The sequence below is a fragment of the Rickettsia endosymbiont of Lasioglossum villosulum genome, from assembly GCF_964026455.1.
In the GTDB taxonomy this organism is placed as follows: Bacteria; Pseudomonadota; Alphaproteobacteria; order Rickettsiales; family Rickettsiaceae; genus Rickettsia.
In genome coordinates, this window is record NZ_OZ032152.1 from 710,022 (window position 1) to 732,673 (window position 22,652).

Sequence of the window (22,652 nt, forward strand, 5' to 3'; positions counted from 1 at the left end):
AAAATTATCTTTATATTATAATGGTCAGATGTAATAGTCAATTATATTTTTATCTAGTCATAATTACTTGTATCATTTTGGCTTTTAAATCTTTTTCTTATATCTTACATTAACTTCTCAACTTCTTCTTTGGTTAAACCTGTAAAATATATTATTCCACCCAAAGGTTTATTCTTTTCTAGCATTTTTTTTACCATAGTAGCTTTTTCTTCTTCTCTTGCTTCTGCTTTTCCTTGTTGCATCCAGTGGTAAGCTATACTTTTCATAATATTTATTTTTCTAAATCTTCTTTAGATAATTTGGTAATTTTTATAACAGAATCTAATGATATACCTTCTTTTAGCATCTTCTTTGCCATAATCACTTTTTCTTTTTGTATTTTCTTTGCCATAATAGCTTTTTCTTCTTCTCTACCTTGTTGCATCCAATGGTGAGCTATACTTTTCATAACGTTTTCTCTTTTTTTGGAGTTTAATTTTGACTAATATAAAACGCACTATATACATTTTCTACTAATAGTACAACAATAATATTATTTTTTTAATTAATAATAAAAATAGATATAAAATAAAACAAGTTTATTCCTTTAAAAACTCTGTGAGAAAAATATCATAAAAATCATTTAAAATGTAATTGTTTTTTAAACTATCCTTGTAAAATCGTTAAGATTTGTAAAAGATTAATAATAGAAATTAATTATTTTTAATTTAATACAGGATATTTATGAAGAATAACCTTAAGGTCCTACGTAATATTATTGTTGTTAGTATTTTAATATTAAACAGCAATAAAATTTTTGCTACTTCTGTAAATTTTTCAGTTACTGCAACAGTTCAGCCTTATTGCTCAATTGCAGCAACTAATTTAAGTTTTGATCCCTATACCTCTCAAAATAATAGCGATAAAACATCCGTTATTACCGTAACTTGTACTGCTGGCACAGGTTATCATGTAAAATTAGATTCGGGTCAAAACAGTAGCTCTACTAGTACTCGTAAGATGAAAGGTGCTGCAAGTGCTAGTAATTTACTTCAGTATTTTCTCTATTCTGATTCTGCTAGAACTGTTATTTGGGGAAATAACGCAAATAATAGTGATTCACCACCAGGAGCAGGTACTGGTCTTGCTCAAACCTATACTGTTTATGGTCGTATACCATCAGGTCAGACTACTGTACCGGTAGATAATTATAGCGATCAAATTGCAGCAAGCATAACAATCCCATAAATATCTAAACTTAATAATTATAAGGTTATATGTTAAAAAAATATTTTAATTTAGTGATATTTTCACTGGTATTATTTTCAAATCTATCCTCTGCTGCTAATTTTACTATTATGCCGGTAAAAATAAATATTAATAAAAATGATAAAATAGCAACCATAAAATTACAAAATAATGATCTAATGGAAAGAAGTTTTCAGTTAACAGTATTAAAAAGAGAATATGAAAACGGCAAAGAAGAATATAAAGAAAAAAAAGATTTGATAGCAACACCTTTAATGTTCCCTGTACAGGGTGGTAAAATCCAGATAATCACGATTGCTGTAAAGGATAAAAAAAATGTTTCCACAGCAGAAAATGCTTATAGAATTTCTGTAAAAGAATTAGCACATAAAATAAAAATAGATAATACTATCACTTCAACAGTAGATTTTATTGTCGAATTTAACGTACCCATAACAATTTCCAGCTAAAAATTTTTTAATTTAATAAATCAAAGCCATGTGCTTTTTATATAAAATAATATCATTATTTATAGGTATTATTTAATTCATTAAGCTATGCAGAAATTACAGATGATAGTGAATTAATTGTTTCATTAAAAGTAAATTATGTAGAGACGGATATATTCCCGACAATTATGCAAAATAAACAAGGGAATTATCTAATCCCCCTTGAAGATATTGAGCATTTTAACGTGCAGGAAGAATATCTAAAACAAGGCTTAGTGACTTATCATGATATACAATATGTTAATTTAGATTTATTAACAGGCACTAAATATAGTTTAAATCATGAAAATTTAGATTTAGATATTATTTTTCCTACCGAAAAAATGCAAGGTCAATCATTTAATGCTACTGATATACCTATTAAGGAAGTTGACAATAAGCTAATTAATGGAGCATATTTCAATTATAATCTTACCCTTACTCAAGATGATCATAGTAATTATCTAGCAGGGGTAGAGGAATTGGATTATGCCACTGAAAACGGCGTATATAGTTATAGCTTTTTATTTCAAAGCAAAGCCGTTAATTCAAATTTTTCCAAAGTAAGGAGTGCTCAAAAAAACTATAATAAGTTCACTCGTTTAGAAACTAATTGGACATATGAAAATGAAAATAAAATGACCAATTGGCGAGTGGGTGATAGTTTTACAAAACCGGCTATTTGGTCTAATTCAACTAGATTTGCTGGAATTCAATATGCTACTAATTTTTCTGTGCGACCAAATTTAATCATTTATCCTTTACTTGATTTCAGGGGAAAATCAGAGCTTCCTAGTAGTGTTGAATTATTTTCGAATAATATTCCTATATATAATGCAAAAGCTAGAATGGGCGATTTTGATATAAGCAATATTCCGGTTATTACGGGTAGGGGGGATTTAATAGTTAAAACGCAGGATATAACTGGTAAAATCGAAACAATTACCATTCCTTATTATGCAGCACCGAGCTTACTACGTCCTGGACTTTCTGATTTTTCGTATGAAACAGGTTTTCAAAGGCAAAATTTTACTATTAAGAGTAATGATTATAAATATTTAATTCTTAATACTGATTATATGCTTGGTATAAATGATTATTTAACAAGTGGTGGACATTTTGAATTTTTGAAAAATAATGGAACTGTTGGTACAACCAGTAATTTTAAAATTGGTAATTATGGAGTTGCTGGAATTTCATTAGCAAGTAATATCAAAAACTTTGGACATTCTCAAAGAGTTAACTGCAGATATACTTATGAATCAGAATATTTTGATTTTAATAGTAATTTAGATTGGAATAATAAAAATTATAGAGACGTGTATAACTATCCTAATAAAACTTATTCAAATTTAAGATATCAAATCTCAGCAAGTTACGGTGATGGCGATATTGGTAATATAAGCGTAAATTTTTTAACTTATGCTATAAAAGGTACACTCAAAAATAAAAGATCAAATATTATATCAGTAACTTACCAAAAAAATATTACCAAAAGAGGCGTCTTAAACTTTACTATAGGTACAGATTTAAAGAATAGGCATACAGGTAATTTTGCTTATCTTTCCTTTAATTTAAATATTCATATCAAAATAATTACCATATCAAACAGCTTGGCTTTTCATCACCGATTAGCTCAAATATGGGCTGGGGGTATAGTGCTAACTTAAATTAAAGCTAAATCTACAAATTATAATGTACAAGTTAATCGTAATGGTGAACATAATGATATGGACTCTATTTGTATAAAAATGATGCATCAACAACTAAACAGTTCAATATTCAAGGTAGCGTGGTCTCTATTGATAAGAATTATTATATGACAAGACCAATTACCGGAGGTATTGCCTTAGTTAAGGTAAGCGATATGAAAGATGTTGGAGTGTACAATAATAATCAACTAGTTGGTTATACAGATGATAAAGGTAAAATACTTATTCCAAACGTAACCCCTTATATTCCATCTGAAATAAGATTAGATGATGAAAAACTACCTCTTAATGCAGAGTTTTCCGATATTGCATTAAATATTGCACCAAAAACGAAATCGGCAGTAAAATTAGACTTTGGTATTAAAATTGTTAGAAGTGTGGAAATGACAGTATTTGATAGCAATAAACATTTCATGCCTCTTGATAGCACTGTCACTATTGAAGGAGTAGATGAGCAATTATTTGTTGGTTACAATGGAAAAGTTTATATAAATGATATAAAAAATCTTGAAGTATTAAATGGTTCTATCTGTAATGAAAATGTAGAAAATAGTAAATGTTGCCATTTTAGTTTACCCGTTAATAAAGATTTAAATGATCCGATAATTGATTTAGGTGAGATAGTATGCGAATAAGATATTTGGTTGAAGTGTGTTTAATTAGTTTAGCTTTATCAGGTCAAACCATGGCAACGTGTAGCGTATCTGTACCAACTGTGGGATTTGGTAATGTTAGTACGTCGTCTAGCAAAACTACTTCAGTTACGGCTTCAGTCACTTGTAGTGCTTTAATTTCATTAATTGTGAGCTATACCTTAAAATTTAGTACCGGTTCAGCAAATATTTATAATCCGAGAAATATGCTTAACGGCAGTAATAAGCTAACCTATAATTTATATAAATATGCTGCTCATAGTCAAATACTTGGTAATGGAACAAGTAGTACAGTAACAATTCAAGATAGCTATTTGCTTGCCCTTGGACCGGTTACTAGAAATTATACTATATATGCAAGCCTGCCTGCTCAACCTCTTGCTAATGTTGGTAATTATCAAGATACTATTACTGTAACTTTAACCCAGCCATAATTTCGAAAGATCATTGTAAGGAAAAACTGGCGTTGTTGCGTGGATCAATTTTTCCGTCATTGCCACGCTCATTTCATTCGCTCGCAATGACGATTTGGTATCCACGTAACAATGTCGTATAAACCACGGGATGATGGGAGGAAAATCGTGCTGTGCAACAACGCTTTTAATTGTTTGCAATGTCTATTGTATTAATGATTCAAATTCTTTAACTACTGCTTGATAAAGCTTACGTTTGAATGGAATAATAATTGATAGTAATTCATCAAGTGATGCCCAACGCCATTCGTCAAATTCTGGATTAAGAGTGTTTATATTAATATCTTCATTAGTGCCGGTGAATCTAATTAAAAACCAGCGTTGTTTCTGTCCGCGAAAATTACCGTCCCATAATTTAGGAATTAAAAAACTTGGTACATCGTAACTATACCAGCATTTACTTTCGGCAATTATATATCCTTTGCTGCTTCCTATTTCTTCTAACATTTCACGCATAGCTGCAATACTTGGGGTTTCGCCAGGTACTATTCCACCTTGCGGCATTTGCCATGCAGAGATTTTAGTATCTATTCGCTTACCAACAAATATTTTATTATCGGCGTTTAATATCATCATACCAACGCCTGGTCTATAAGGTAATGCTAGATGTTTTTTAGAAGTTTTATTCATAATTATAGTTTTACAACTTTATTTTTACCAGTTGTTTTAGCTTCATACATAGCTTTGTCCGAGCGTTCAATAAATTCTTCAATTGACTCACCTTTTTTATACTCTGTAACTCCTATAGACACAGTCTTTTTTAAAGGTTCTTCTTGCTCGTCTATTTGAAAGTTCATGCTTTCTATTTTAACTCTAACTTGCTCTGCTGTATATATTGCTTGGTCAATATTTATATCATTTAAAAGTATAGTAAATTCTTCGCCACCAAATCTTGCTATTAAATCAGTTACTCTAAAGGTATTTTTTAAAATACGAGAAGTGGTTATTAAAACTTTATCTCCTGCTTGATGTCCATAAGTATCATTTACATGCTTAAAATTATCGATATCACACATAAGCAAATATAATTTCATGCCTTCTTTATTAGCCTTTTCGACCATTTGCTTAATGTGTACATCAAAATAACGGCGATTAAATAAACCTGTTAATCCGTCTTTAGCTGCTAAATTTACGCTTTGTTCTAAATCGTTACGTAAATTATCTTGATATTGTTTGCGTCTTAGCTGGGTTTTAATTCTTGCAGCTAGCTCACTTTCATCAATAGGATAAACAAAATAATCATTAATGCCAAGCTCAAATCCTTTCATAACTAATTGCATTTGATTTTCGTTTCCGTTTTCATCTTCATAAATTTGTAAAATTAATATTACTCCACTTATTTCCGGTTTGCCTCTTAAAATAGCTCCTACTCTTAAAGGATCTTCATTTTCAAGAGTACTACTAATTACTATAAGATCAGGTTTATATTCATTTATAGTATCTGTCTCTTCAGAATTACTTATTACTTTTACGTTAGATGTAATTTTAAGCAACATTTGTTTTATGTTTTTAGCTTGTACTACATCATCGTTAATTAGCAATATTTTCTTATCTGCAAAATCATCATGTATTTCAACATTAATACCACCAAGTAATGCATTAGTACTATTACGAATTTTTAACTCATCAATTAAGCTTTTCATTCTTGATAATGATTTAATTCTTATAAAAAGAGCATTATCATTAATTGGCTTTGTCAAAAACTCATCTGCACCAGCCTCTAGCCCTTTAACACGATCATCAACATCAGAAAGAGCAGTTACCATTACTACCGGTATGTGGGTAGTTTCAGGATCAGATTTAATTTTTTTACATACTTCAAATCCATCCATCTCAGGCATCATAACATCAAGAAGTACTATATCTACTTTTTCTTTTTTTAAAATGTTTAATGCTTCTTTGCCGCTGCTCGCTTTAAAAACAGTATAATACTCATTTAAAAGCTTTGCTTCTAGTAATTTAATATTCGTTTCTATATCGTCTACTATTAATATGTTTGCACTCATAAGATTAAATTCTTGTTTTTAAAGGAAATAATTTGTATATTTATATTTTTTTAAAGTAAGTTTAAGTGTAATAATATATGAAAATTTCAGCGAATTCAATTAGAACAGGCAATATATTAGTTTATAATAACGATTTATGGGTGGTAAGCAAACAACCTGAGCATACTCAGCCTGGAAAAGGCGGTGCTTATGTGCAAGTTGAGATGAAAAATCTAAAAACTGGTACAAAGCGTAACGAAAGATTTAGTTCTTCAGATCATTTAGAAAAAGCTGAACTTGAACAAAAAGACTGTCAATTTTTATATTTTGAAGATAATAATATAGTATTGATGGATAATCAGACTTTTGAGCAAATAAGTGTAAACAAAGAAATTTTAGATGAAAAATTACCTTTTTTAACTGAAAATATGATTGTTAAAGTCGAATTTTATAATGAAAAACCTCTAAGTATTGAACTCCCTGCAACAGTTATATTAGAAATTATTGAAACTGATCCAGTAATAAAAGGAGCAACCGCAACCGCTTCGTACAAGCCAGCAATCCTTGCAAATGGTGTTAAGGTAAAAGTACCTCAATATTTAGAGATAGGCGAAAAAATTGTTGTTAAGACTGAGGATCTAACCTATGTTGAAAGGTCTAAGTAACATTGTCATACCGTGGCTTGACCACGGTATCTAGAAAAATAAATAAAAATACTAATATTATAATTACTAAATGCAACCTATAACTAATTTGTTAATTAATTCACTGCGTAAAGCAGTTAAGTTTGTACATAGAGATTTTTTAGAGCTTGAAATGCTTCAAAAAAATCCTATTAGAAATGAAGAGTTTTGTAAGCGATCTTATTTAAGATTAAAAACTTTATTATGTGAAGAATTACAAAAACATACGAAATATTTATTTTTTCCTGAAGATCAATTTGATCCCAACAATAATTATGAAACTGTTTTTTTAGTCAATCCTATAGATAGTCCAAATAATTTTGCTAGAAGTCTTCCTTTTTTTGCTGTATCAATAACTTGTTTGAAGCAAAATCAAGATGTTCTAACGCCTGTTTCTACTGTTATATATTTTCCGGTTCTTAATGAGGTATATTACGCTGAAAGGGGTAGAGGGGCTTGGGTAGAAAAAAATGATTTAGGCTCTAATCATAAAGGTTTAAGGTTAAGGGTTTCTGATAATGATAATTTGGAAAATTGTCTAACAATTATTGAAGATTTAAAAAACAATAATTTTCAAGAGATTAATAACAGTAGAACTTTTGGTTCTTCTTGTTATGCAGCGATGCTTTTAGCATCAGGTAAGGCTGACTTAATATATTTACCATTATTAAATTTTACGCTATATTATTCTTTTGATCTTTTTATTAAAGAAGCAGGTGGTATAGTTGTAGATTCTAGTGATAAATTTATATATTCAAATCGTTACATTACTAGAGAATTAAAAAAATCTTAAGCAAAACATTATTTTAAATTTGCATTTTTAGCATTAAGATATAATAATTAAGCATGTTAATTGTATCTGTAAGTGTATTATGAAAAAGTTTGACATTGATTGCGATTTTGGAGGACAAAAGTCTAAATTTACCATTTATATAGGTACACCGCAAGATGGACATCACCCATTGCAGTTCCAATCAAAATGGTTATCAGATGAGAGAGGCGGTACTATTCCTGATGCTGTTATGGATGCAGTAAAACAGCTATATGATCTTTCGAAAAAAAATAATGTATCGTTTGAAGATTTGTGTGTTTATGCTCTTGGTACTGCTCAAGAAGCTCAAACCACAAGTAACGATGAAGATGAGACAGAAAGAGAGGATAATGATGATGAAGATAATAAAGCAGAACAAGCATAAATTATCAGCTTGTGGGTACTCAATGTCATCCCGTGGCAGCATTGCTTGCGTGGATACCAAGTCATCTGAGCTACGCAAATGAAATGAGCGTGGCAATTCAGAAAAAATAATAACTATAGAGATTAAAATGAAACAATATAACGACTTATTTAAAATTATTCACCGTGAAGGTTACATATTTATTGCTAGTTTTGCATTAGTAAGCTTCTTACTTGCTTCTTTCAACGAGAAGCTTGGTTGTATGGGATTTATTGCTACTGCTTGGTGTATTTATTTTTTCCGGAATCCCGATCGTTTCGTACCGATAGGTAATGATTTGGTAATAAGCCCTGCGGATGGGGTAATTCAAGAAATCAAAGAAGCCTTACCACCGGCAGAGCTAGGGCTTGGTGATGTCGAAATGATTAGAGTTAGTATTTTCCTAAATATCTTTAACGTGCATGTGAATAGAATTCCAGCAAATGGTAAAATTTTAGCATTGCATTATAACCCTGGAAAGTTTTTTAATGCTTCTCTTGATAAAGCAAGTGTTTATAACGAACATCAATCTGTATTAATGGAAACAGAGCAAGGGCAAAAAATTGCTTTTGTTCAAATTGCAGGATTAATAGCAAGACGTATAGTTTGTGATTTAGAGGAAAGTAATGAAGTTAAAGCAGGCGAGCGATATGGTATAATTCGTTTCGGTAGTAGAGTTGATGTATATCTACCACTAAAAACTGCTTTATTAGTAAGTAAAGGACAAACTGCTATTGGTGGCGAAACTATTATTGCAGATTTTGGACGCAAAAAGACAGCTGAATTACAGTTTGAAAGAAAGTAGAAGCAACCGTCATTGCGAGGAGTGGCAAAGCCTAGGGCGAAGGCAATCTCAGGAATTCTACTTTATGAGATTGCCGCACTCGCTCCGCTCGCTCGCAATGACGTTATAATATCATAAACCATATTTTCTTGAGTATCTGCATTGTTAAAAATTCGTAAAACTATAATATCTAAACCTGTACCTATAATAAAATTAATACCAAACTTTGTAACTCTGCTTGGCTTAGTAACTGGTATGAGTTCAGTGAAATTTGCATTAGATAGTAAATGGGAAATTGCCGTATATTGCATTATAGTAGCAGCAATTATTGATGGCATTGATGGAAGAATTGCAAGGATGCTAAATGCTACTAGCCCCTTTGGTGCTGAACTTGATTCTTTATGTGATTTTGCTAATTTCGGTATAGCACCTGCTTATTTAATATATTTATGGTCTTTCCAGCAATATGAGTATAAAGTATTTTCTTCAGCAGTAATGTTACTATTCATAGTATGTATGGCTCTACGTCTTGCTAGGTTTAATGTTGGTATTTATCAGCCAAAACAAGATAAAAAACCTGAGCATTTCTTTACAGGTGTACCTGCCCCTTGCGGTGCTTTACTTGCCTTAGTTCCTGTAATGATAGATTTTGAAATCGGTACATTATTAAATATAAATGTTCGTATTCATACTATAACAATTAATATATATTTAGCTATAATAGCTTTTCTCCTTGCTAGCAGACTTCCTACAATTTCAACAAAAAATCTAAGTATCAAGCCTGAATATTTATCGCTTGCAATGATTTTATTTGCTGTTGTTATCATAAATCTTATAATATATCCATGGTATGCACTGCCATTTATTGCAGTTATATATATTCTTTCTATCCCGTTTTGTTATTTCTTAAAACATAAATTTAATAACAATTAATTATGCTTGATGTATTAAAACAAAATATTCAAAAATATAGAAATCACCCATTTGCTAAATATATCCTCATTATAGCCCTTATAGTAATAACTTATTTAGGTTATAAAATTTATGTTTGGGTAAATACAGAATCAACAGATAATGCTTATATTGATGCTGATATTTCAGATGTTAGTGCTGAAATTAATGGGGTTTTAACTAATCTATTAGTGACTAATAATACAAAAGTTAGTAAAGGCGATTTAATCGGCGAAATCGATGATAGAGACTATAAAGCCAAGCTTGCAGCACTTGAGGCGTCTATTGGAGCTTCAGAAAAAAATATAGAGATTATTGATCAAAAAATATCTATAGGGCAGAACCAATTAGAACAGTCAGGCGAAAAACTAAAACTTGCCGCAACAAGTTTTAATATTGTTTCAACTGATTTTACTAGAGTACAAGAGTTAAATAAGGCAAAATTTGCCAGTATTAAAGCGTTGGACGATTCTAAAAATGCTTATCAAAAAGCAAAAACTGATTATAAACAAGCACAGCTAGATATAGATATCTCTAAGCAAAACTTACAGCTACTTGGGCTTGAAAAAGCAGCAGAACAAGAAAAGCTAAAAGAATTAGAAGCAAATAAAAAAATTATCTTACGGAGCTTGCAGAACACTAAGCTTATTGCTGCGGTATCTGGTGTATTTGGTAATAGTAGTTTAGAAGTAGGAAATTATATAACGCCCGGTAGAGCTTTATTCTCTATAGTACAAGATAATTCAATGTATATTCAGGCTAATTTTAAGGAAACACAAATTAAGAAATTTCAGCCAGGCATGAAAGTAAAAATCCAATTTGATGCTATTCCTAAAAAAACATTTTATGGAAAAATTCGTAATATTTCCCCTGCTACCGGTTCTAAATTTACCTTAATCCCACCTGACAACGCTACCGGTAATTTTACTAAAATAGTGCAGCGTGTACCTGTTTTAATTGATTTTGATGCCCCTGTTGCTAATTTAATCCCAGGTATGTCAGTAGTTGTATATATTAGAACTGATCAAAAGATGTCTACTCGATGAACTTCAAAAATTAGCTATGAATAGTACCGGACAGTTTTAAAAAAATGTTATATTTTATTCAGGTATAGGTGACCTTATATGTCATTCTTAGCTAGAGGCGGGAATCCAGAAAAATAAATATAAAAGCAGCAAGTTTTTAAAATTAAAAGCTTAGGTATCTTGCTTTATGCTGGATTCCCGCTTCCGTGCAGTAGTGTCCGGAGAAAATTGGAGTATTATTAAAACCGTCATTGCGAGCGGTCGTAGACCGCGTGGCAATCCAGAAAAATAGTAAAAAATAACTAATTTTAGCATTTTTTTACTTCCTTGCTTCGTCGAATTACTTTGTAATTCTTCTCGCAATGACGAAAAAACCTAATAATAACAACGTTTATTTTTTTCCGGACACTACTGCACTTCCGCGGGAATGACACATAATAAAAACTGTCCGGTACTATCATTAAGTATACGTTCCGCTCTTCGGCTTACAGACCACATGTTCTTTTTCAAATAAAACTTCGTCTACCCAACTTTTCATTTATTAGGAGTATAATTATCTTTTCATATCCGTTATTTCTTTCTTCAATTTTATTACTAGGGTTTGTAATTTTTCAAATTCTTCCCTAGTAACATAATTACCTTTAAGTATTTTATCCTCAATCACGTCGCAACTTTTATCTTTTATATTATTTATTGCTTTATGTAAGACGCTGCTAGCACCTGTCGCTACTTTTAATAAATCATTTGTTTTCATTTAAAATACCTCAAGTGATAGAGCATGCAAGCCATTTTGGAATTCATCGGCAAGTAGGTTATTAATAGTGCGATGATTGGCAATTAGGCTTTTGCCTTGTAAAATTTCTGCCGAAATTTTTATTTTAATATGGCTGTGAATTCCATCATAATGACTAGCATGTTTATGACTTTCGTCTATTATTTCGCAAAAATGTGGTTTTAAGACACTTAAGCTTTTAGTTATCCTGTCTATTCTGCTCATATTTTTATTTTATTTATAGAAAAAATACCTTAGTATTCTTAGAATATATAATTTTATTATCAAAATGGCAATGTCAGAATTAATCACAGAATATAAAGTTTTACAAGCTGAAATGGATAAAATAGGGATGGGAGTATGTTTTGCTTGTAAATTATTGAATTATGATGAAATTGCATTCATAGAACCAAATAAGAATTTCATAATTCAGGATTTAGAAAAAATTATTGAAAATGTAAGCAAGGAGCTTGATATTCCTCTAAAATTTAGAAAAACAAAAAAAGACATAATATTATTTGTACTAGATATTACCGATTCTGATCTAATTAAAAGTTTTGCTAGAAAATTATATTTATCTTCCCAGCTTTATATAAATGAGGAGCGACCGGAAATCTATATAAATTGTTGTATTGCGAGTAGTGAGTTCCCAAAAGTAAGTGCTAATGCAGAAGAGATTGAGAAAATACTAAATATGTTACTTTCACAGAATAATAATTATTATTATCGTGAATATAACTCTGATGATCATGATTTAGAGAATATAAAAAAGTCTAATTTACAACTCAATTTGCTTAGACAAGCTTTAGCTAAAAAAACTATGCGATTTGCTTATCAGCCTATAATTGATCGCAAGACTTTGAAAGTACATTATTATGAATGTCTACTTCGAATACCGGATGAGAATGGTGTTTATATTTCTGTCGGTCCTATAATTCCCATTGCTGAAAATAAAGGATTAATTTTTATAATTGATCAGATCGTTTTAGAGATGAGTATTCACGAGCTTGTAAACAATCCTAATTTAATGCTATCTGTTAATATTTCAAATATTGGTACGACTGATGAAGCTTTATGGGAGATAGCAGAAAGTTTATTAAAAACTTATGATGTTCGAGATCGTTTAATTGTCGAAATTACTGAAACTTCTTTTAACGAGAATTATAATAAAATAAACGTATTTATCAATAAGTTACGTAAATTTGGTTGTAAATTTGCTTTAGATGATTTCGGCTCAGGCTTTACATCCTTTAAACAACTTCAAAGCTTGCCTATTGATATTATAAAAATTGATGGCAAATATGTCCGTAGTATTACAAGTGATGTACAAAGTAGATATTTTGTCGAAAGATTAATTAAAATCTCAGAAGATTTAAATATTGAAACAGTAGCTGAATTTGTCGAAAACGGTGAAATAGCTAAGTTTTTAATAGATCTAAAAGTAGGCGGCTTGCAAGGCAATTACTACTCCGAAGCAAAATTTGATAGGGCGGAGTAGTGTCATTGCGAGGAGAAACGCAGTTTCGACGCGGCAATCTAGTATTAACATTCTGAGATTGCTTCGGCGATGCTATGCATCTTCTCGCAATGACGTTTTATAGTACTTGACAAAACCCCTAAAACCATATATGCACAACTCAATTTTAAAAATTAACTTAAATGCTGTTACTTGAATTAAAAAAAACTAATCAAACTTTAGAAACTATACATTTTATTGGCATTGGCGGCGTTGGAATGAGCGGAATTGCTGAGATATTACATAATCTTGGTTATAAGGTGCAAGGTTCTGATTTATCAGAAAATTATAATACCAAACGTTTAGAAGCATATGGCATTAAAATATTTGTTGGTCATACACCACAAAATATTACAAATGTCTCATATGTTGTTGTTTCTTCGGCAATTAATCGAAATAATCCGGAAGTAAAAGAAGCTTTGGAGCGTAAAATCCCAATTATCAGACGTGCAGAAATGCTTGCTGAACTTATGAGGTTAAAATGCTCGGTAGCGGTATCTGGTTCACATGGTAAGACTACTACCACTTCTTTAGTTGCTTGCTTATTTGAGGCAGCTGGTTTACACCCTACAGTCATTAATGGTGGTATTATTAATAATAGATCCACAAATGCCTATCTCGGTTCAAGTAATTATTTAATTGCTGAAGCTGATGAGTCAGATGCAACTTTTATAAGTATTCCGTCGACCATTGCAATAATAACTAATATTGATCCAGAACATTTAGATTATTACAAAGATTTTGATACGCTAATTAATGCCTTTAGGAGTTTTATCACAAATTTACCTTTTTATGGTTTTGCTGTTTGTTGTATTGACCATAAAATAGTACGTGAGTTAGTAAATAATATTACCGAGCGGAAAGTTATCACTTATGGTATTGATTCCGATGATGCTCATATTATCGCATTTAATATTAGTACAGATATTACTTCATCTACCTTTGATGTAAAAATTAGTTTGCCAAATGTAAGTGGTGTTACAATTATAGAGAAAATTACTATTCCAACCCCAGGAAGGCATAATATTTTAAATAGTTTAGCCGCAATCAGTGTAGGGGTGGAGTTAGATTTCGGTATTAAGGCTATTAAAAACGGCTTTAATAGCTTTAAAGGAGTAAAAAGAAGATTTACTAAAGTAGCTGAATATAATCAAGCTTCGGTTATTGATGACTATGCTCATCACCCTGAAGAAATTAAGGCAACATTATCTACTGCCAAAAATATAGCTAATAAACAACATGGTAAGGTTATTGCTATTTTCCAGCCACATAGATATTCGAGAATGCAGCATTTATTCGAGGATTTTATGCGTTGCTTTAATGATGCGGATTTACTTTATATTACAGATGTATATGCGGCAGGTGAAAGCCCTATAGAGGGTATTAGCGGGCAAAGTTTAATTGATAACATTATTAAGCTCAAATATCATAATCAAGCGAATTTCTTAGCAAAATTAGATGACACTGTAGAAGTTATAATGAATAAAGCATCCCCTGGTGATATGATTGTTATGATGGGAGCAGGTAATATTTCAAACTTTGCTAATGAATTACCACAAAAATTTGGTAATTTGTCATGAATCTCCCTATAGTAAAAGGTGAATATAGGAAAGATTATAACTTAAAACATTTAACATGGTTTAAAGTAGGCGGTAATGCTGAAATATTTTTTAAGCCTATAGATAACGAAGATTTAGCAAGCTTCTTAGTACAAAATAAACAAAAATTACCCATAACTACTTTTGGTGCTGGTTCGAATATTATTATACGAGATGGCGGTATAGAGGGAGTCGTTATAAAGCTTGGTCAAAATTTTAGCAATATCGATTTTACGGATGATAGTCATTTAATAGTCGGCAGCAGTTGCCTTAATTTTAGTTTAGCTAAATTTTGTCAGGTAAATGCTATTAGCGGCTTTGAGTTTTTAGTCGGCATTCCTGGCACTATTGGCGGCGGCGTTGCGATGAATGCCGGAGCTTATGGTTGTGAGTTTAAAGATATTTTAGTTAGGATTGAAGCAATCGACTTTGCAGGAAACTTTCTAACATTTACAAATGAAGAAATAGACTTTAAATATCGTGGTAATAATTTACCAAAGGATTTAATTATTCTTAAAGCTGTTTTTGAAATTACCAAAGGCAATAGTGAAGAAATATTAGCACGGATGAATGAAATAAATGCTGCAAGATCATCTACTCAGCCTATTAAGGAGCGTACTGGCGGCAGTACTTTTGCAAATCCGGAAGGATTTAAATCGTGGCAACTTATTGACAAAGCAGGACTTAGAGGCTATAGAATAGGCGATGCTTCTATCTCAGAACTTCACTGTAACTTTATGATAAATAATGGAAATGCTACCGCTAAGGACTTAGAAGATCTTGGTAATTTCGTCCAGCAGAAAGTATTTGAAGATAGTGGGATTAAATTAAATTGGGAGATAAAGAGAGTTGGGAAATTCTAACTTCGTCATTGCGAGCCACTGAAAGTGGCGTGGCAATCTTATAAGAATGTTCCGAGATTGCTTCGTCGCTATGCTCCTCGCAATGACGTTTACCTAGTAACAAAAAATGAAAATATGCATAAATATCAAACACATTGGGTTGAAAGCTCAGAAATCAAAATATTAAGCGATAGAGGCAAGAAGCATATAGCGTTAGTAGCGGGCGGTATGTCTGCTGAACTTGAAGTGTCGCTAATATCAGCTGAAGGGGTAGGCAAAGCTTTAATAGAAGCAGGCTATAAAGTTACTTTTATAGATATGGGAGCTGATATTGCTGTTAAGCTGCATGAAATAAAGCCTGATATTGTTTTTAATTGTCTGCATGGCACATATGGTGAAGATGGTTGCCTGCCTGGACTTCTTAATATTATGCGAATTCCTTATACTCATAGCGGGGTTTTAGCATCAAGCCTTGCTTTTGATAAAGTACATTCTAGAAGCTGGTTTTTGACTAACAATATTAATATGGCAGAAAGTATTGTCATAAGTAAAGGTGATAATGTTAAAACTGATCCTATAAAACGCCCATACGTGATTAAGCCGCTTACACAAGGCTCAAGTATTGGTGTTGAGGTAATATTTGAGGAAGATGATTTTAACTTTGCTAACTATGATTTTCCTTATGGTGATGAGGTAATAATAGAGAAATATATAAAAGGGCGTGAATTACAAGTAGCAATATTAAATGGCAAAGCCTTGGGAGCTTTAGAAATTAAGCTATTAAAAAATCGTTTCTATGATTATGAAACTAAATATACTGAAGGATTTGCCGAGCATCTATGTCCTGCTCCTTTGCCTACCGATATATATGATAAGCTACTTAAAGAGTCAGAAAAAATTTTTAAAATAATGAACTGCAAAGGGGTAGCTAGAGCTGAATTTATTTTAGAAGAAAGAACAAATAAGTTATATGCTTTAGAAATAAATACGCATCCTGGTATGACTCCTTTATCTATAGTTCCTGAAATAGCTGCTTATCATGGTATAGATTTTGTTAATTTAATTGAAGAAATTTTAAAGACGGCAAGCTTTGAATCATGAGAAAAAAAACAAGCTCAAATAAAAAAAATACCGCTAAAAAAAACAATAACATTTCATTGCGTCGGAAGTTAGGATTAATCTATAAGAAAACAATATTAATACTTAAAATCGTTTTAATTATCTTTATATGTTTGTTTGCTTTCACAAAATATTTTGCTTCGTTAAAAAGCTATTTAAAAACAAATATATATCAAACAACTACAGAATTTGGCTTTAAACTTGAGAATGTAATAATTGAGGGACAACAAAATGTTGATGAACCTACAATATTAAAAGTTTTAAATGCTAAAAAAGGTAGTTCTATTTTTGCTCTTAATTTAGATGAAATTAGGAATAATTTAAAGAATAATAGATGGATTAAGGAAGTATATGTTTCAAGAAGATTACCAAACACAATATATATAAAACTGTTTGAAAGAGAACATATTGCCATTTGGCAGATCAATAACCAACTCTTCTTAATTGATGAAGAGGGTTATGAAATCAGTAAGAACATAGAGCCTTTTCCTCATTTATTACATGTTGTAGGAGAGGGGGCAAATATATATGCTAGCAAGCTAGTAAATGAGCTACAAAAATATCCGGCATTAATAAATAAAACTTCATCTGCTATTAGATGTGGGGATAGAAGGTGGGATTTAAATCTTAAGGGTGGAATAAATATTAAATTACCGGCAAAGAATTTTGAAGAAGCCTTAAAATATATAGATGCACTCAATAAAGCAAATAAACTATTTAATCAAAACTATAAACAGTTAGATTTGAGGGACAAGAATAAATATTATATAGAGAAGTATTAATTAGATTCGTCATTGCGAGGAGATGCATAGCAGAGGGCGAAAGCAAGCTCAGGACATTTAACTAGATTGCTTCGTCGCTATGCTCCTCGCAATGACGTTTTTGGAATTACAACAAACATAAAAAATGAAAGAGAAAATATCGAATTTTGTAGCACTTGATTTTGGCAGTAGTAAAATTGCTGCCATTGCTGCCTATATTAGTAAAAAAGGTGAGATTAAGGTAGCAAGTCAAAATTTACATCATTCTAAAGGCATAAAATCAGGGGTTATAACAGACTTAAAAAATGCTGAAAGTAGTATTATTTCAGCAATTTATGCGTTAGAAAAAGATTGTAATAAAAATATCAAGAAAGTTATATTATCGCTATCAGGAGCTGCTACTAAATCTTATTATATAAATTATACTATTAAAATTAGTACAGCAACTATAACCGAGCAAGATATAAAAAAGCTTTTACAAAAAGCATTACAGGAGTTTAAATTTAAGGATCAAGAAATTATTCATTACTTTCCTCTTGAGTTTATTCTTGATAATAATAGGGTTGAAAACCCTGTAGGTATGTATGGAAAAGAACTTGGTTGTGAATTACATGTTATTGCAGCTGAGTCAAATATGCTATCAAATATCGTGCAGTGTTTTGCCAAATGCCATATTGAAGTTACCAATATTACTCTAGCGATTTATGCTTCTGCAATCAGCTGTCTTACAAATGATGAAAAAAACCTCGGTTCACTAATTATAGATATAGGTGATAAAACCACTTCTTTTGGTATTTTCTTTGCCGGTAAATTGATATATACAGGACACGTAAATATAGGTAGTTTTCATATTAGCTCTGATATTGCAAAAGTTTTCGGTACTGATCTTGCTACGGCTGAAAAATTAAAAATTTTATATGGTAACGCAATTTTATCCTCTTTTGATAAAGACAGTATTATTAATATGGAGGATTTTAATGTTGATGCTCACCATAGCCCTGCAGGAGCAGTAACGGTTTATAAACTTGCTGAAGTAATAAAAGCAAGAGCAGAAGAGATATTATTAATGGTAAAATCTGAATATGATAAGGCAATAAAAGGACAAATATCAGTGTACCGCACTGTTATTACTGGAGGCGGATCGCAGCTTAGAGGTTTAAAGGAGCTTTCAAGTAAAGTTTTTGAGAAGCAAACTAGAATAGGTAAGCCAGAGCTTATTGATGGCTTTACTGAAGATTATAATCCAGCTGCTTATTCGGCAGTTATAGGTATGCTAAAAATTCATGCTCTAAAACAGCAAAAAGAATTTTCCCATATGAAACTTGATGAAAATAGCAGCTGGATTAACAAAGTTTTCGATTGGCTAAGAGAGAATATTTAATATTTCTTTGCTTACTAACACTATCAATAATAACTGTCCGGTACTATTGGTCAAGCCACGGCATCGAGAAAAATAATAAAAAATGCTATGCATTTTACTGGATTGTTTCGTCAATTACTTTGTATTTCCTCGCAATGACAATCCTCGATCTATGCGGCAATCCTTAAGTATTGTTTTTTATTAGATTACTATTTAGGTCTGTGTTTAGAGCAGATTAATATATTACCTTTAACCTTGGTAATATATACTTTATCTCCTGATTTAGCTTTCTCGTTTGGTACAAGGTAAGCATTCATAATGACACCAGACCATTTTACTTGCCCAAGGTTTTCTTCTGAAATTACATCGCTATAAACTTCAGCTTCTTTACCTATCATATCGGAATAGTTTTCATTAGAAGTAGTTTTGCTATATACATATTTTTTGAGAGGATAATATAATATACAAAACCATATAAGGGATAATAAACCAAAAAGTGTTATTTGATTTGTTAAGTTAATTAGAGGATAATGATAAATTATAAGAGCGTTTGACAATGCTCCAAATCCAAAAAATAAGAACCCAATATTTGGAATTGCAAAAAATTCTGCAATTATACAAATTACCCCGATTATTAACCATAATTCAGTCACTGAGATATACTCCAAAATAAAATGAAAATTGAGCATTTTATTACAAACAAAAAATAAATTTATTTGTATATAAGATGGGAACCGCTTTCCATCTTATATACTCATTATTCTAATTATTCTTTCAAAAAGAGTATGAAATACTATTTTTGAAAGAAAAGAAATTACTTATCATGAACATAAGTTTTTAAAAATAATATAACATCTGCGATGTCTTGCGGTTTTGATATACCGGCAAAAGACATTTTAGTACCAGGAGCATAGCTACTTGGTTTATGTAAGAAAGCAAATAAACTATCATCATCCCAACTACCTCCAAGAGCTGATAGAGCAGGGGAATATTTATAATCCGTTATGCTTGCTTTAGGACGACCTGCTACATCCCATAAATGAGGTCCTATCTTATTTGGACCATCTTTATCAAGAGAGTGGCACATTAAACATTTTTTAGCTATTTCACGACCATTATCAGCATTTGCTGTTTTCATCAATTCCGGTATGTTGATTGGGGCTTGTGCTTGCGTGGTAGGTGCTTCTGAAACTTCTTGCACTGCAATACTATAACCTCGATGTTTTGGTTCTAAAACCGGTTTATATAATATATTTGCAATAAATCCAACCATCATGGCAATTAAACTTGCAAACAATATAGCTGCAACAATTTTATTTATTTCTTTTCCGTTCATATAAAATGTTATAATATGATAATGAAATCTTTTAATTTTTTATAATTTAAACTATAGAGTCGATTAATTCAATGAATAAAGAAAAAAATATTAAAAAAAATTTTTCTTTTGATGATTTGGAAATAGAAAAACTAAAAAGTAATTTTGATAAAACTTATCAACAAGAATCTGAAAAGAAAATTTTAGAAAAGCCTTTGGAAAAAAAATCTAAAATAGCTCAGTTTTTTGGAAATGTATGGGGTAAATTTAAAAATAGCAAAGTTGGTAAATTTTTAGGGAAGACATTTAAAATAATTGAGTTCTTTAAAAATAAATGGGATAAATTTACTCAAAGCAAAGTCGGTAAAATATTACTTAGTAATTCCTTAAATTATGCTATTTCGTTAACAGGTGCAGTAATTGCGGTTTCAGGGCTTTTTACACCTGTGTCGCCTATAGTTATAACAGTAGCTGCTATTACTGCGGTAGGTGTAGGAATTCAGGCTATAAATGAAACTGTTAAAATACGAAATTTGTGTAAACTTCATAAAGAAAATAATTTATTAGTACAAAATAGAAATGCTAAAGCCCAGCAAGATTATATATTATCGTTAGAACCTAGGTTAAAAGATAGTCTAAAAAGTGAATTATTTACACCACCTAAAAAAGAAAAAGATTTTAATAGTGATAAATATAAAATAAGTAGCAAAAATCTTAAAAGTATTGGTATAGTATTTTCAAATAATATAGCTGCTATATCTACTGCTATTATTCAAGGAGCAAGCGGTAATGTACTTGGAATTTTAAAAGCGACAGGTTATGGCATAATGACTTCTGTTTCGTTAATTACTGGTGGACTTAGTGAAAAAGAAAAAAAAGGAATAAAAACAATATTTAAGTTAAACATAAATGAAGAATGTAAAAAGCACGACACGCCAGATTATAAAAATTTAGATCAACTAGAAAAATACACTAAAGAACAAATTCTGCAAACAGCGGTGTTAAAGAAGTTAATCACTGATAAGAATTATTGGAAGATGAAAGATAATGATAAGAGAGAGAAATTTCATGAAATAAGAAATACATTTATTGGTGAAATAAGAAATAATGGGTTTAATGATTTTTGTAATAAAAATAAAGTATCATTAAATATTGAAAAAGAAAGTTATGCCAAAGATATTGGAAGAGTAATGAATCCATTCTATGAGAAGCCTAATAAAGCTCAAGAATATAGTAACTTAGCAAATGTTATGAATAAAAGAAGAAGATCTGCTATATCTCGCTAGCAGTAACAAATTTATGTGAGGTATTATCACTAAATATTCGTTGTAATAACTCGTTATTAAGAGCATGACTAGTTTTATAGCCATTAATCGAGCTTATAATGTTATTACCAGAAGTATATAAATCGCCAAATAGGTCTAATAATTTATGACGCACAAATTCATCTTGATAACGTAATCCATCAGGATTTAAGACTTTATCTTGATCATCTATAGCTATTGTATTCTCGAATGAAACACCTAGAGCAAGTCCCTTACTCTGTAAATAATCACCATCTTTTGTAAAGCCAAAAGTACGAGCATCAGCAATATTATTATTAAAAGATTCTTGCTTTGAAAAGACTAAATTTTGTCTTCCTATAGCTTTACTATTAAAATCAATAGTCAAATCTATTTTCATATGATCAGAAGGTGTACAAGTTAACTCGCAATCTTTATGAGTAGCTGTTACTTCTTTCAAAATTTTTAAATATTTTTTAGGAGCATTTTGTAGCTTTTTCCCAGCACACTCAATCATAAAGACAAAAGGTTTGCTACTGCCATCCATTATAGGAACTTCAGGACCATCTATTTTGATAACAGCATTATCAATTCCGCATCCCCATAATGCAGCCATTATATGTTCAATTGTTGAGACTTGTATTTTGTTGCTATTGCTTATAGTAGTAGAAAGTAAAGTGTCAGAAACGTTAAAATATTTTGCTTCAATATAATTATTTTCTGAAGATATATCTGTTCTTATGAAAATAATACCTGTATTTTCTTTAGCAGGCTCAATAGTTAACTGAGTACGTTTCCCAGAGTGAACACCTATTCCGTAACAGCTTACGGGCTTTGATAATGTAACTTGCTGCATTTATAAATACTAATAATATATACTTAAAATATTAA

27 protein-coding genes are annotated in these 22,652 nt (G+C 30.9%); 18 read left to right on the plus strand and 9 right to left on the minus strand.

What is annotated here, in order from left to right; genetic code table 11:
* Window positions 1-104: 104 nt before the first annotated feature.
* The gene (locus AAGD49_RS03515; RefSeq protein ID WP_341789157.1) at window positions 105-266 is read right to left on the minus strand and encodes a hypothetical protein; all 162 of its coding nucleotides are present in this window, start codon (window positions 264-266) and stop codon (window positions 105-107) included.
* Between the two features lie 5 nt (window positions 267-271).
* A complete protein-coding gene (locus AAGD49_RS03520) occupies window positions 272-448 on the minus strand; it encodes a transposase (RefSeq protein ID WP_341789158.1) in 177 nt (58 codons plus the stop codon).
* A 275-nt stretch (window positions 449-723) separates the two neighbouring features.
* Between AAGD49_RS03520 and AAGD49_RS03525 the strand changes: the two genes are divergently transcribed.
* The 5 genes from AAGD49_RS03525 (at window position 724) to AAGD49_RS03545 (ending at window position 4,514) form a co-directional block, all read left to right on the plus strand.
* Window positions 724-1,227 carry a spore coat U domain-containing protein gene (locus AAGD49_RS03525; protein ID WP_341789159.1) on the plus strand — a complete coding sequence of 168 codons (504 nt, stop codon included), beginning with the start codon at window positions 724-726 and terminating at the stop codon, window positions 1,225-1,227.
* A gap of 29 nt (window positions 1,228-1,256) precedes the next feature.
* Entirely contained in the window at window positions 1,257-1,697 is a 441-nt protein-coding gene (locus AAGD49_RS03530) for a molecular chaperone (RefSeq protein WP_341789160.1), read from the plus strand.
* 167 nt (window positions 1,698-1,864) lie between these two features.
* Entirely contained in the window at window positions 1,865-3,385 is a 1,521-nt protein-coding gene (locus AAGD49_RS03535) for a fimbria/pilus outer membrane usher protein (protein WP_341789161.1), read from the plus strand.
* 71 nt (window positions 3,386-3,456) lie between these two features.
* A complete protein-coding gene (locus AAGD49_RS03540) occupies window positions 3,457-4,062 on the plus strand; it encodes a fimbria/pilus outer membrane usher protein (protein WP_341789162.1) in 606 nt (201 codons plus the stop codon).
* Window positions 4,053-4,514, plus strand: coding sequence for a spore coat protein U domain-containing protein (locus AAGD49_RS03545; protein WP_341789163.1), 462 nt, complete (start codon window positions 4,053-4,055; stop codon window positions 4,512-4,514). Before AAGD49_RS03540 ends, AAGD49_RS03545 begins: the two co-directional genes overlap by 10 nt.
* A 183-nt stretch (window positions 4,515-4,697) precedes the next feature.
* Here AAGD49_RS03545 and AAGD49_RS03550 read toward each other — a convergent pair whose 3' ends face one another.
* Together AAGD49_RS03550 and AAGD49_RS03555 are read right to left on the minus strand one after the other, a co-directional pair.
* The gene (locus tag AAGD49_RS03550) at window positions 4,698-5,183 is read right to left on the minus strand and encodes an RNA pyrophosphohydrolase (protein ID WP_011477635.1); all 486 of its coding nucleotides are present in this window, start codon (window positions 5,181-5,183) and stop codon (window positions 4,698-4,700) included.
* A 2-nt stretch (window positions 5,184-5,185) separates the two neighbouring features.
* On the minus strand, window positions 5,186-6,559 hold the full coding sequence (locus tag AAGD49_RS03555) for a PleD family two-component system response regulator (RefSeq protein WP_341789164.1): 1,374 nt from the start codon (window positions 6,557-6,559) through the stop codon (window positions 5,186-5,188).
* A 77-nt stretch (window positions 6,560-6,636) separates the two neighbouring features.
* Between AAGD49_RS03555 and efp the strand changes: the two genes are divergently transcribed.
* The 6 genes from efp to AAGD49_RS03585 all read left to right on the plus strand — a co-directional run bounded on the left by efp (window position 6,637) and on the right by AAGD49_RS03585 (window position 11,216).
* Complete coding sequence (gene efp / locus AAGD49_RS03560; protein ID WP_341789165.1) at window positions 6,637-7,203, plus strand: elongation factor P; 567 nt, start codon at window positions 6,637-6,639, stop codon at window positions 7,201-7,203.
* Window positions 7,204-7,273: 70 nt separating this feature from the next.
* Window positions 7,274-8,014 (plus strand): inositol monophosphatase, encoded by a 741-nt coding sequence (locus AAGD49_RS03565; protein WP_341789166.1) that lies wholly within the window; start codon window positions 7,274-7,276, stop codon window positions 8,012-8,014.
* Window positions 8,015-8,093: 79 nt separating this feature from the next.
* Entirely contained in the window at window positions 8,094-8,417 is a 324-nt protein-coding gene (locus AAGD49_RS03570) for a DUF2610 domain-containing protein (RefSeq protein WP_016948351.1), read from the plus strand.
* A 127-nt stretch (window positions 8,418-8,544) separates the two neighbouring features.
* Complete coding sequence (locus AAGD49_RS03575; protein ID WP_341789167.1) at window positions 8,545-9,240, plus strand: phosphatidylserine decarboxylase; 696 nt, start codon at window positions 8,545-8,547, stop codon at window positions 9,238-9,240.
* A gap of 141 nt (window positions 9,241-9,381) precedes the next feature.
* The gene (gene pssA, locus AAGD49_RS03580) at window positions 9,382-10,152 is read left to right on the plus strand and encodes a CDP-diacylglycerol--serine O-phosphatidyltransferase (protein ID WP_011477629.1); all 771 of its coding nucleotides are present in this window, start codon (window positions 9,382-9,384) and stop codon (window positions 10,150-10,152) included.
* Window positions 10,153-10,154: 2 nt separating this feature from the next.
* Window positions 10,155-11,216, plus strand: coding sequence for an HlyD family secretion protein (locus AAGD49_RS03585; RefSeq protein ID WP_341789168.1), 1,062 nt, complete (start codon window positions 10,155-10,157; stop codon window positions 11,214-11,216).
* Window positions 11,217-11,748: 532 nt separating this feature from the next.
* Here the strand turns inward: AAGD49_RS03585 and AAGD49_RS03590 are convergent.
* Complete coding sequence (locus AAGD49_RS03590; protein WP_341789169.1) at window positions 11,749-11,949, minus strand: hypothetical protein; 201 nt, start codon at window positions 11,947-11,949, stop codon at window positions 11,749-11,751.
* Window positions 11,950-12,192: a BolA family transcriptional regulator gene (locus tag AAGD49_RS03595; RefSeq protein WP_341789170.1), complete on the minus strand. Its 243-nt coding sequence runs from the start codon at window positions 12,190-12,192 to the stop codon at window positions 11,950-11,952.
* A 55-nt stretch (window positions 12,193-12,247) separates the two neighbouring features.
* On the opposite strand from AAGD49_RS03595, the gene AAGD49_RS03600 reads away from it, so the two are divergent.
* From AAGD49_RS03600 to ftsA, 6 genes are all read left to right on the plus strand, one after another.
* Window positions 12,248-13,465, plus strand: a complete 1,218-nt coding sequence (locus AAGD49_RS03600; protein WP_341789220.1) for an EAL domain-containing protein — start codon at window positions 12,248-12,250, stop codon at window positions 13,463-13,465.
* Between the two features lie 161 nt (window positions 13,466-13,626).
* Window positions 13,627-15,063, plus strand: coding sequence for a UDP-N-acetylmuramate--L-alanine ligase (gene murC, locus AAGD49_RS03605; RefSeq protein WP_341789171.1), 1,437 nt, complete (start codon window positions 13,627-13,629; stop codon window positions 15,061-15,063).
* The gene (murB, locus tag AAGD49_RS03610) at window positions 15,060-15,944 is read left to right on the plus strand and encodes a UDP-N-acetylmuramate dehydrogenase (protein ID WP_341789172.1); all 885 of its coding nucleotides are present in this window, start codon (window positions 15,060-15,062) and stop codon (window positions 15,942-15,944) included. The genes murC and murB overlap by 4 nt, the downstream gene beginning before the upstream one ends.
* Before the next feature lie 114 nt (window positions 15,945-16,058).
* Window positions 16,059-17,024, plus strand: a complete 966-nt coding sequence (locus AAGD49_RS03615) for a D-alanine--D-alanine ligase (RefSeq protein WP_341789173.1) — start codon at window positions 16,059-16,061, stop codon at window positions 17,022-17,024.
* A complete protein-coding gene (locus AAGD49_RS03620; protein ID WP_341789174.1) occupies window positions 17,021-17,824 on the plus strand; it encodes a cell division protein FtsQ/DivIB in 804 nt (267 codons plus the stop codon). Before AAGD49_RS03615 ends, AAGD49_RS03620 begins: the two co-directional genes overlap by 4 nt.
* Before the next feature lie 124 nt (window positions 17,825-17,948).
* The gene (gene ftsA / locus AAGD49_RS03625) at window positions 17,949-19,184 is read left to right on the plus strand and encodes a cell division protein FtsA (RefSeq protein WP_341789175.1); all 1,236 of its coding nucleotides are present in this window, start codon (window positions 17,949-17,951) and stop codon (window positions 19,182-19,184) included.
* A gap of 188 nt (window positions 19,185-19,372) precedes the next feature.
* On the opposite strand, the gene AAGD49_RS03630 is transcribed toward ftsA, so the two are convergent.
* Window positions 19,373-19,852 (minus strand): NfeD family protein, encoded by a 480-nt coding sequence (locus tag AAGD49_RS03630; protein WP_341789176.1) that lies wholly within the window; start codon window positions 19,850-19,852, stop codon window positions 19,373-19,375.
* 125 nt (window positions 19,853-19,977) lie between these two features.
* Entirely contained in the window at window positions 19,978-20,499 is a 522-nt protein-coding gene (locus AAGD49_RS03635) for a cytochrome c family protein (RefSeq protein WP_341789177.1), read from the minus strand.
* Window positions 20,500-20,570: 71 nt separating this feature from the next.
* Here AAGD49_RS03635 and AAGD49_RS03640 point away from each other — a divergent pair, with 71 nt between their 5' ends.
* The gene (locus AAGD49_RS03640) at window positions 20,571-21,764 is read left to right on the plus strand and encodes a hypothetical protein (RefSeq protein ID WP_341789178.1); all 1,194 of its coding nucleotides are present in this window, start codon (window positions 20,571-20,573) and stop codon (window positions 21,762-21,764) included.
* Here AAGD49_RS03640 and lpxC read toward each other — a convergent pair.
* Window positions 21,751-22,617 carry a UDP-3-O-acyl-N-acetylglucosamine deacetylase gene (lpxC, locus tag AAGD49_RS03645; RefSeq protein WP_341789179.1) on the minus strand — a complete coding sequence of 289 codons (867 nt, stop codon included), beginning with the start codon at window positions 22,615-22,617 and terminating at the stop codon, window positions 21,751-21,753. The two genes, AAGD49_RS03640 and lpxC, sit on opposite strands and share 14 nt — an antisense overlap.
* Window positions 22,618-22,652: the final 35 nt, after the last annotated feature.

Bases quoted from the DNA above. Each gene is read 5' to 3' on its own strand.
- AAGD49_RS03515 (WP_341789157.1), bottom strand. From the start codon at position 266: ATGAAAAGTATAGCTTACCACTGGATGCAACAAGGAAAAGCAGAAGCA.
- AAGD49_RS03520 (WP_341789158.1), bottom strand. From the start codon at position 448: ATGAAAAGTATAGCTCACCATTGGATGCAACAAGGTAGAGAAGAAGAA.
- AAGD49_RS03525 (WP_341789159.1), top strand. From the start codon at position 724: ATGAAGAATAACCTTAAGGTCCTACGTAATATTATTGTTGTTAGTATT.
- AAGD49_RS03530 (WP_341789160.1), top strand. From the start codon at position 1,257: ATGTTAAAAAAATATTTTAATTTAGTGATATTTTCACTGGTATTATTT.
- AAGD49_RS03535 (WP_341789161.1), top strand. From the start codon at position 1,865: ATGCAAAATAAACAAGGGAATTATCTAATCCCCCTTGAAGATATTGAG.
- AAGD49_RS03545 (WP_341789163.1), top strand. From the start codon at position 4,053: ATGCGAATAAGATATTTGGTTGAAGTGTGTTTAATTAGTTTAGCTTTA.
- AAGD49_RS03550 (WP_011477635.1), bottom strand. From the start codon at position 5,183: ATGAATAAAACTTCTAAAAAACATCTAGCATTACCTTATAGACCAGGC.
- AAGD49_RS03555 (WP_341789164.1), bottom strand. From the start codon at position 6,559: ATGAGTGCAAACATATTAATAGTAGACGATATAGAAACGAATATTAAA.
- efp (WP_341789165.1), top strand. From the start codon at position 6,637: ATGAAAATTTCAGCGAATTCAATTAGAACAGGCAATATATTAGTTTAT.
- AAGD49_RS03565 (WP_341789166.1), top strand. From the start codon at position 7,274: ATGCAACCTATAACTAATTTGTTAATTAATTCACTGCGTAAAGCAGTT.
- AAGD49_RS03570 (WP_016948351.1), top strand. From the start codon at position 8,094: ATGAAAAAGTTTGACATTGATTGCGATTTTGGAGGACAAAAGTCTAAA.
- AAGD49_RS03575 (WP_341789167.1), top strand. From the start codon at position 8,545: ATGAAACAATATAACGACTTATTTAAAATTATTCACCGTGAAGGTTAC.
- AAGD49_RS03585 (WP_341789168.1), top strand. From the start codon at position 10,155: ATGCTTGATGTATTAAAACAAAATATTCAAAAATATAGAAATCACCCA.
- AAGD49_RS03590 (WP_341789169.1), bottom strand. From the start codon at position 11,949: ATGAAAACAAATGATTTATTAAAAGTAGCGACAGGTGCTAGCAGCGTC.
- AAGD49_RS03595 (WP_341789170.1), bottom strand. From the start codon at position 12,192: ATGAGCAGAATAGACAGGATAACTAAAAGCTTAAGTGTCTTAAAACCA.
- murC (WP_341789171.1), top strand. From the start codon at position 13,627: ATGCTGTTACTTGAATTAAAAAAAACTAATCAAACTTTAGAAACTATA.
- murB (WP_341789172.1), top strand. From the start codon at position 15,060: ATGAATCTCCCTATAGTAAAAGGTGAATATAGGAAAGATTATAACTTA.
- AAGD49_RS03615 (WP_341789173.1), top strand. From the start codon at position 16,059: ATGCATAAATATCAAACACATTGGGTTGAAAGCTCAGAAATCAAAATA.
- AAGD49_RS03620 (WP_341789174.1), top strand. From the start codon at position 17,021: ATGAGAAAAAAAACAAGCTCAAATAAAAAAAATACCGCTAAAAAAAAC.
- ftsA (WP_341789175.1), top strand. From the start codon at position 17,949: ATGAAAGAGAAAATATCGAATTTTGTAGCACTTGATTTTGGCAGTAGT.
- AAGD49_RS03630 (WP_341789176.1), bottom strand. From the start codon at position 19,852: ATGCTCAATTTTCATTTTATTTTGGAGTATATCTCAGTGACTGAATTA.
- AAGD49_RS03635 (WP_341789177.1), bottom strand. From the start codon at position 20,499: ATGAACGGAAAAGAAATAAATAAAATTGTTGCAGCTATATTGTTTGCA.
- AAGD49_RS03640 (WP_341789178.1), top strand. From the start codon at position 20,571: ATGAATAAAGAAAAAAATATTAAAAAAAATTTTTCTTTTGATGATTTG.
- lpxC (WP_341789179.1), bottom strand. From the start codon at position 22,617: ATGCAGCAAGTTACATTATCAAAGCCCGTAAGCTGTTACGGAATAGGT.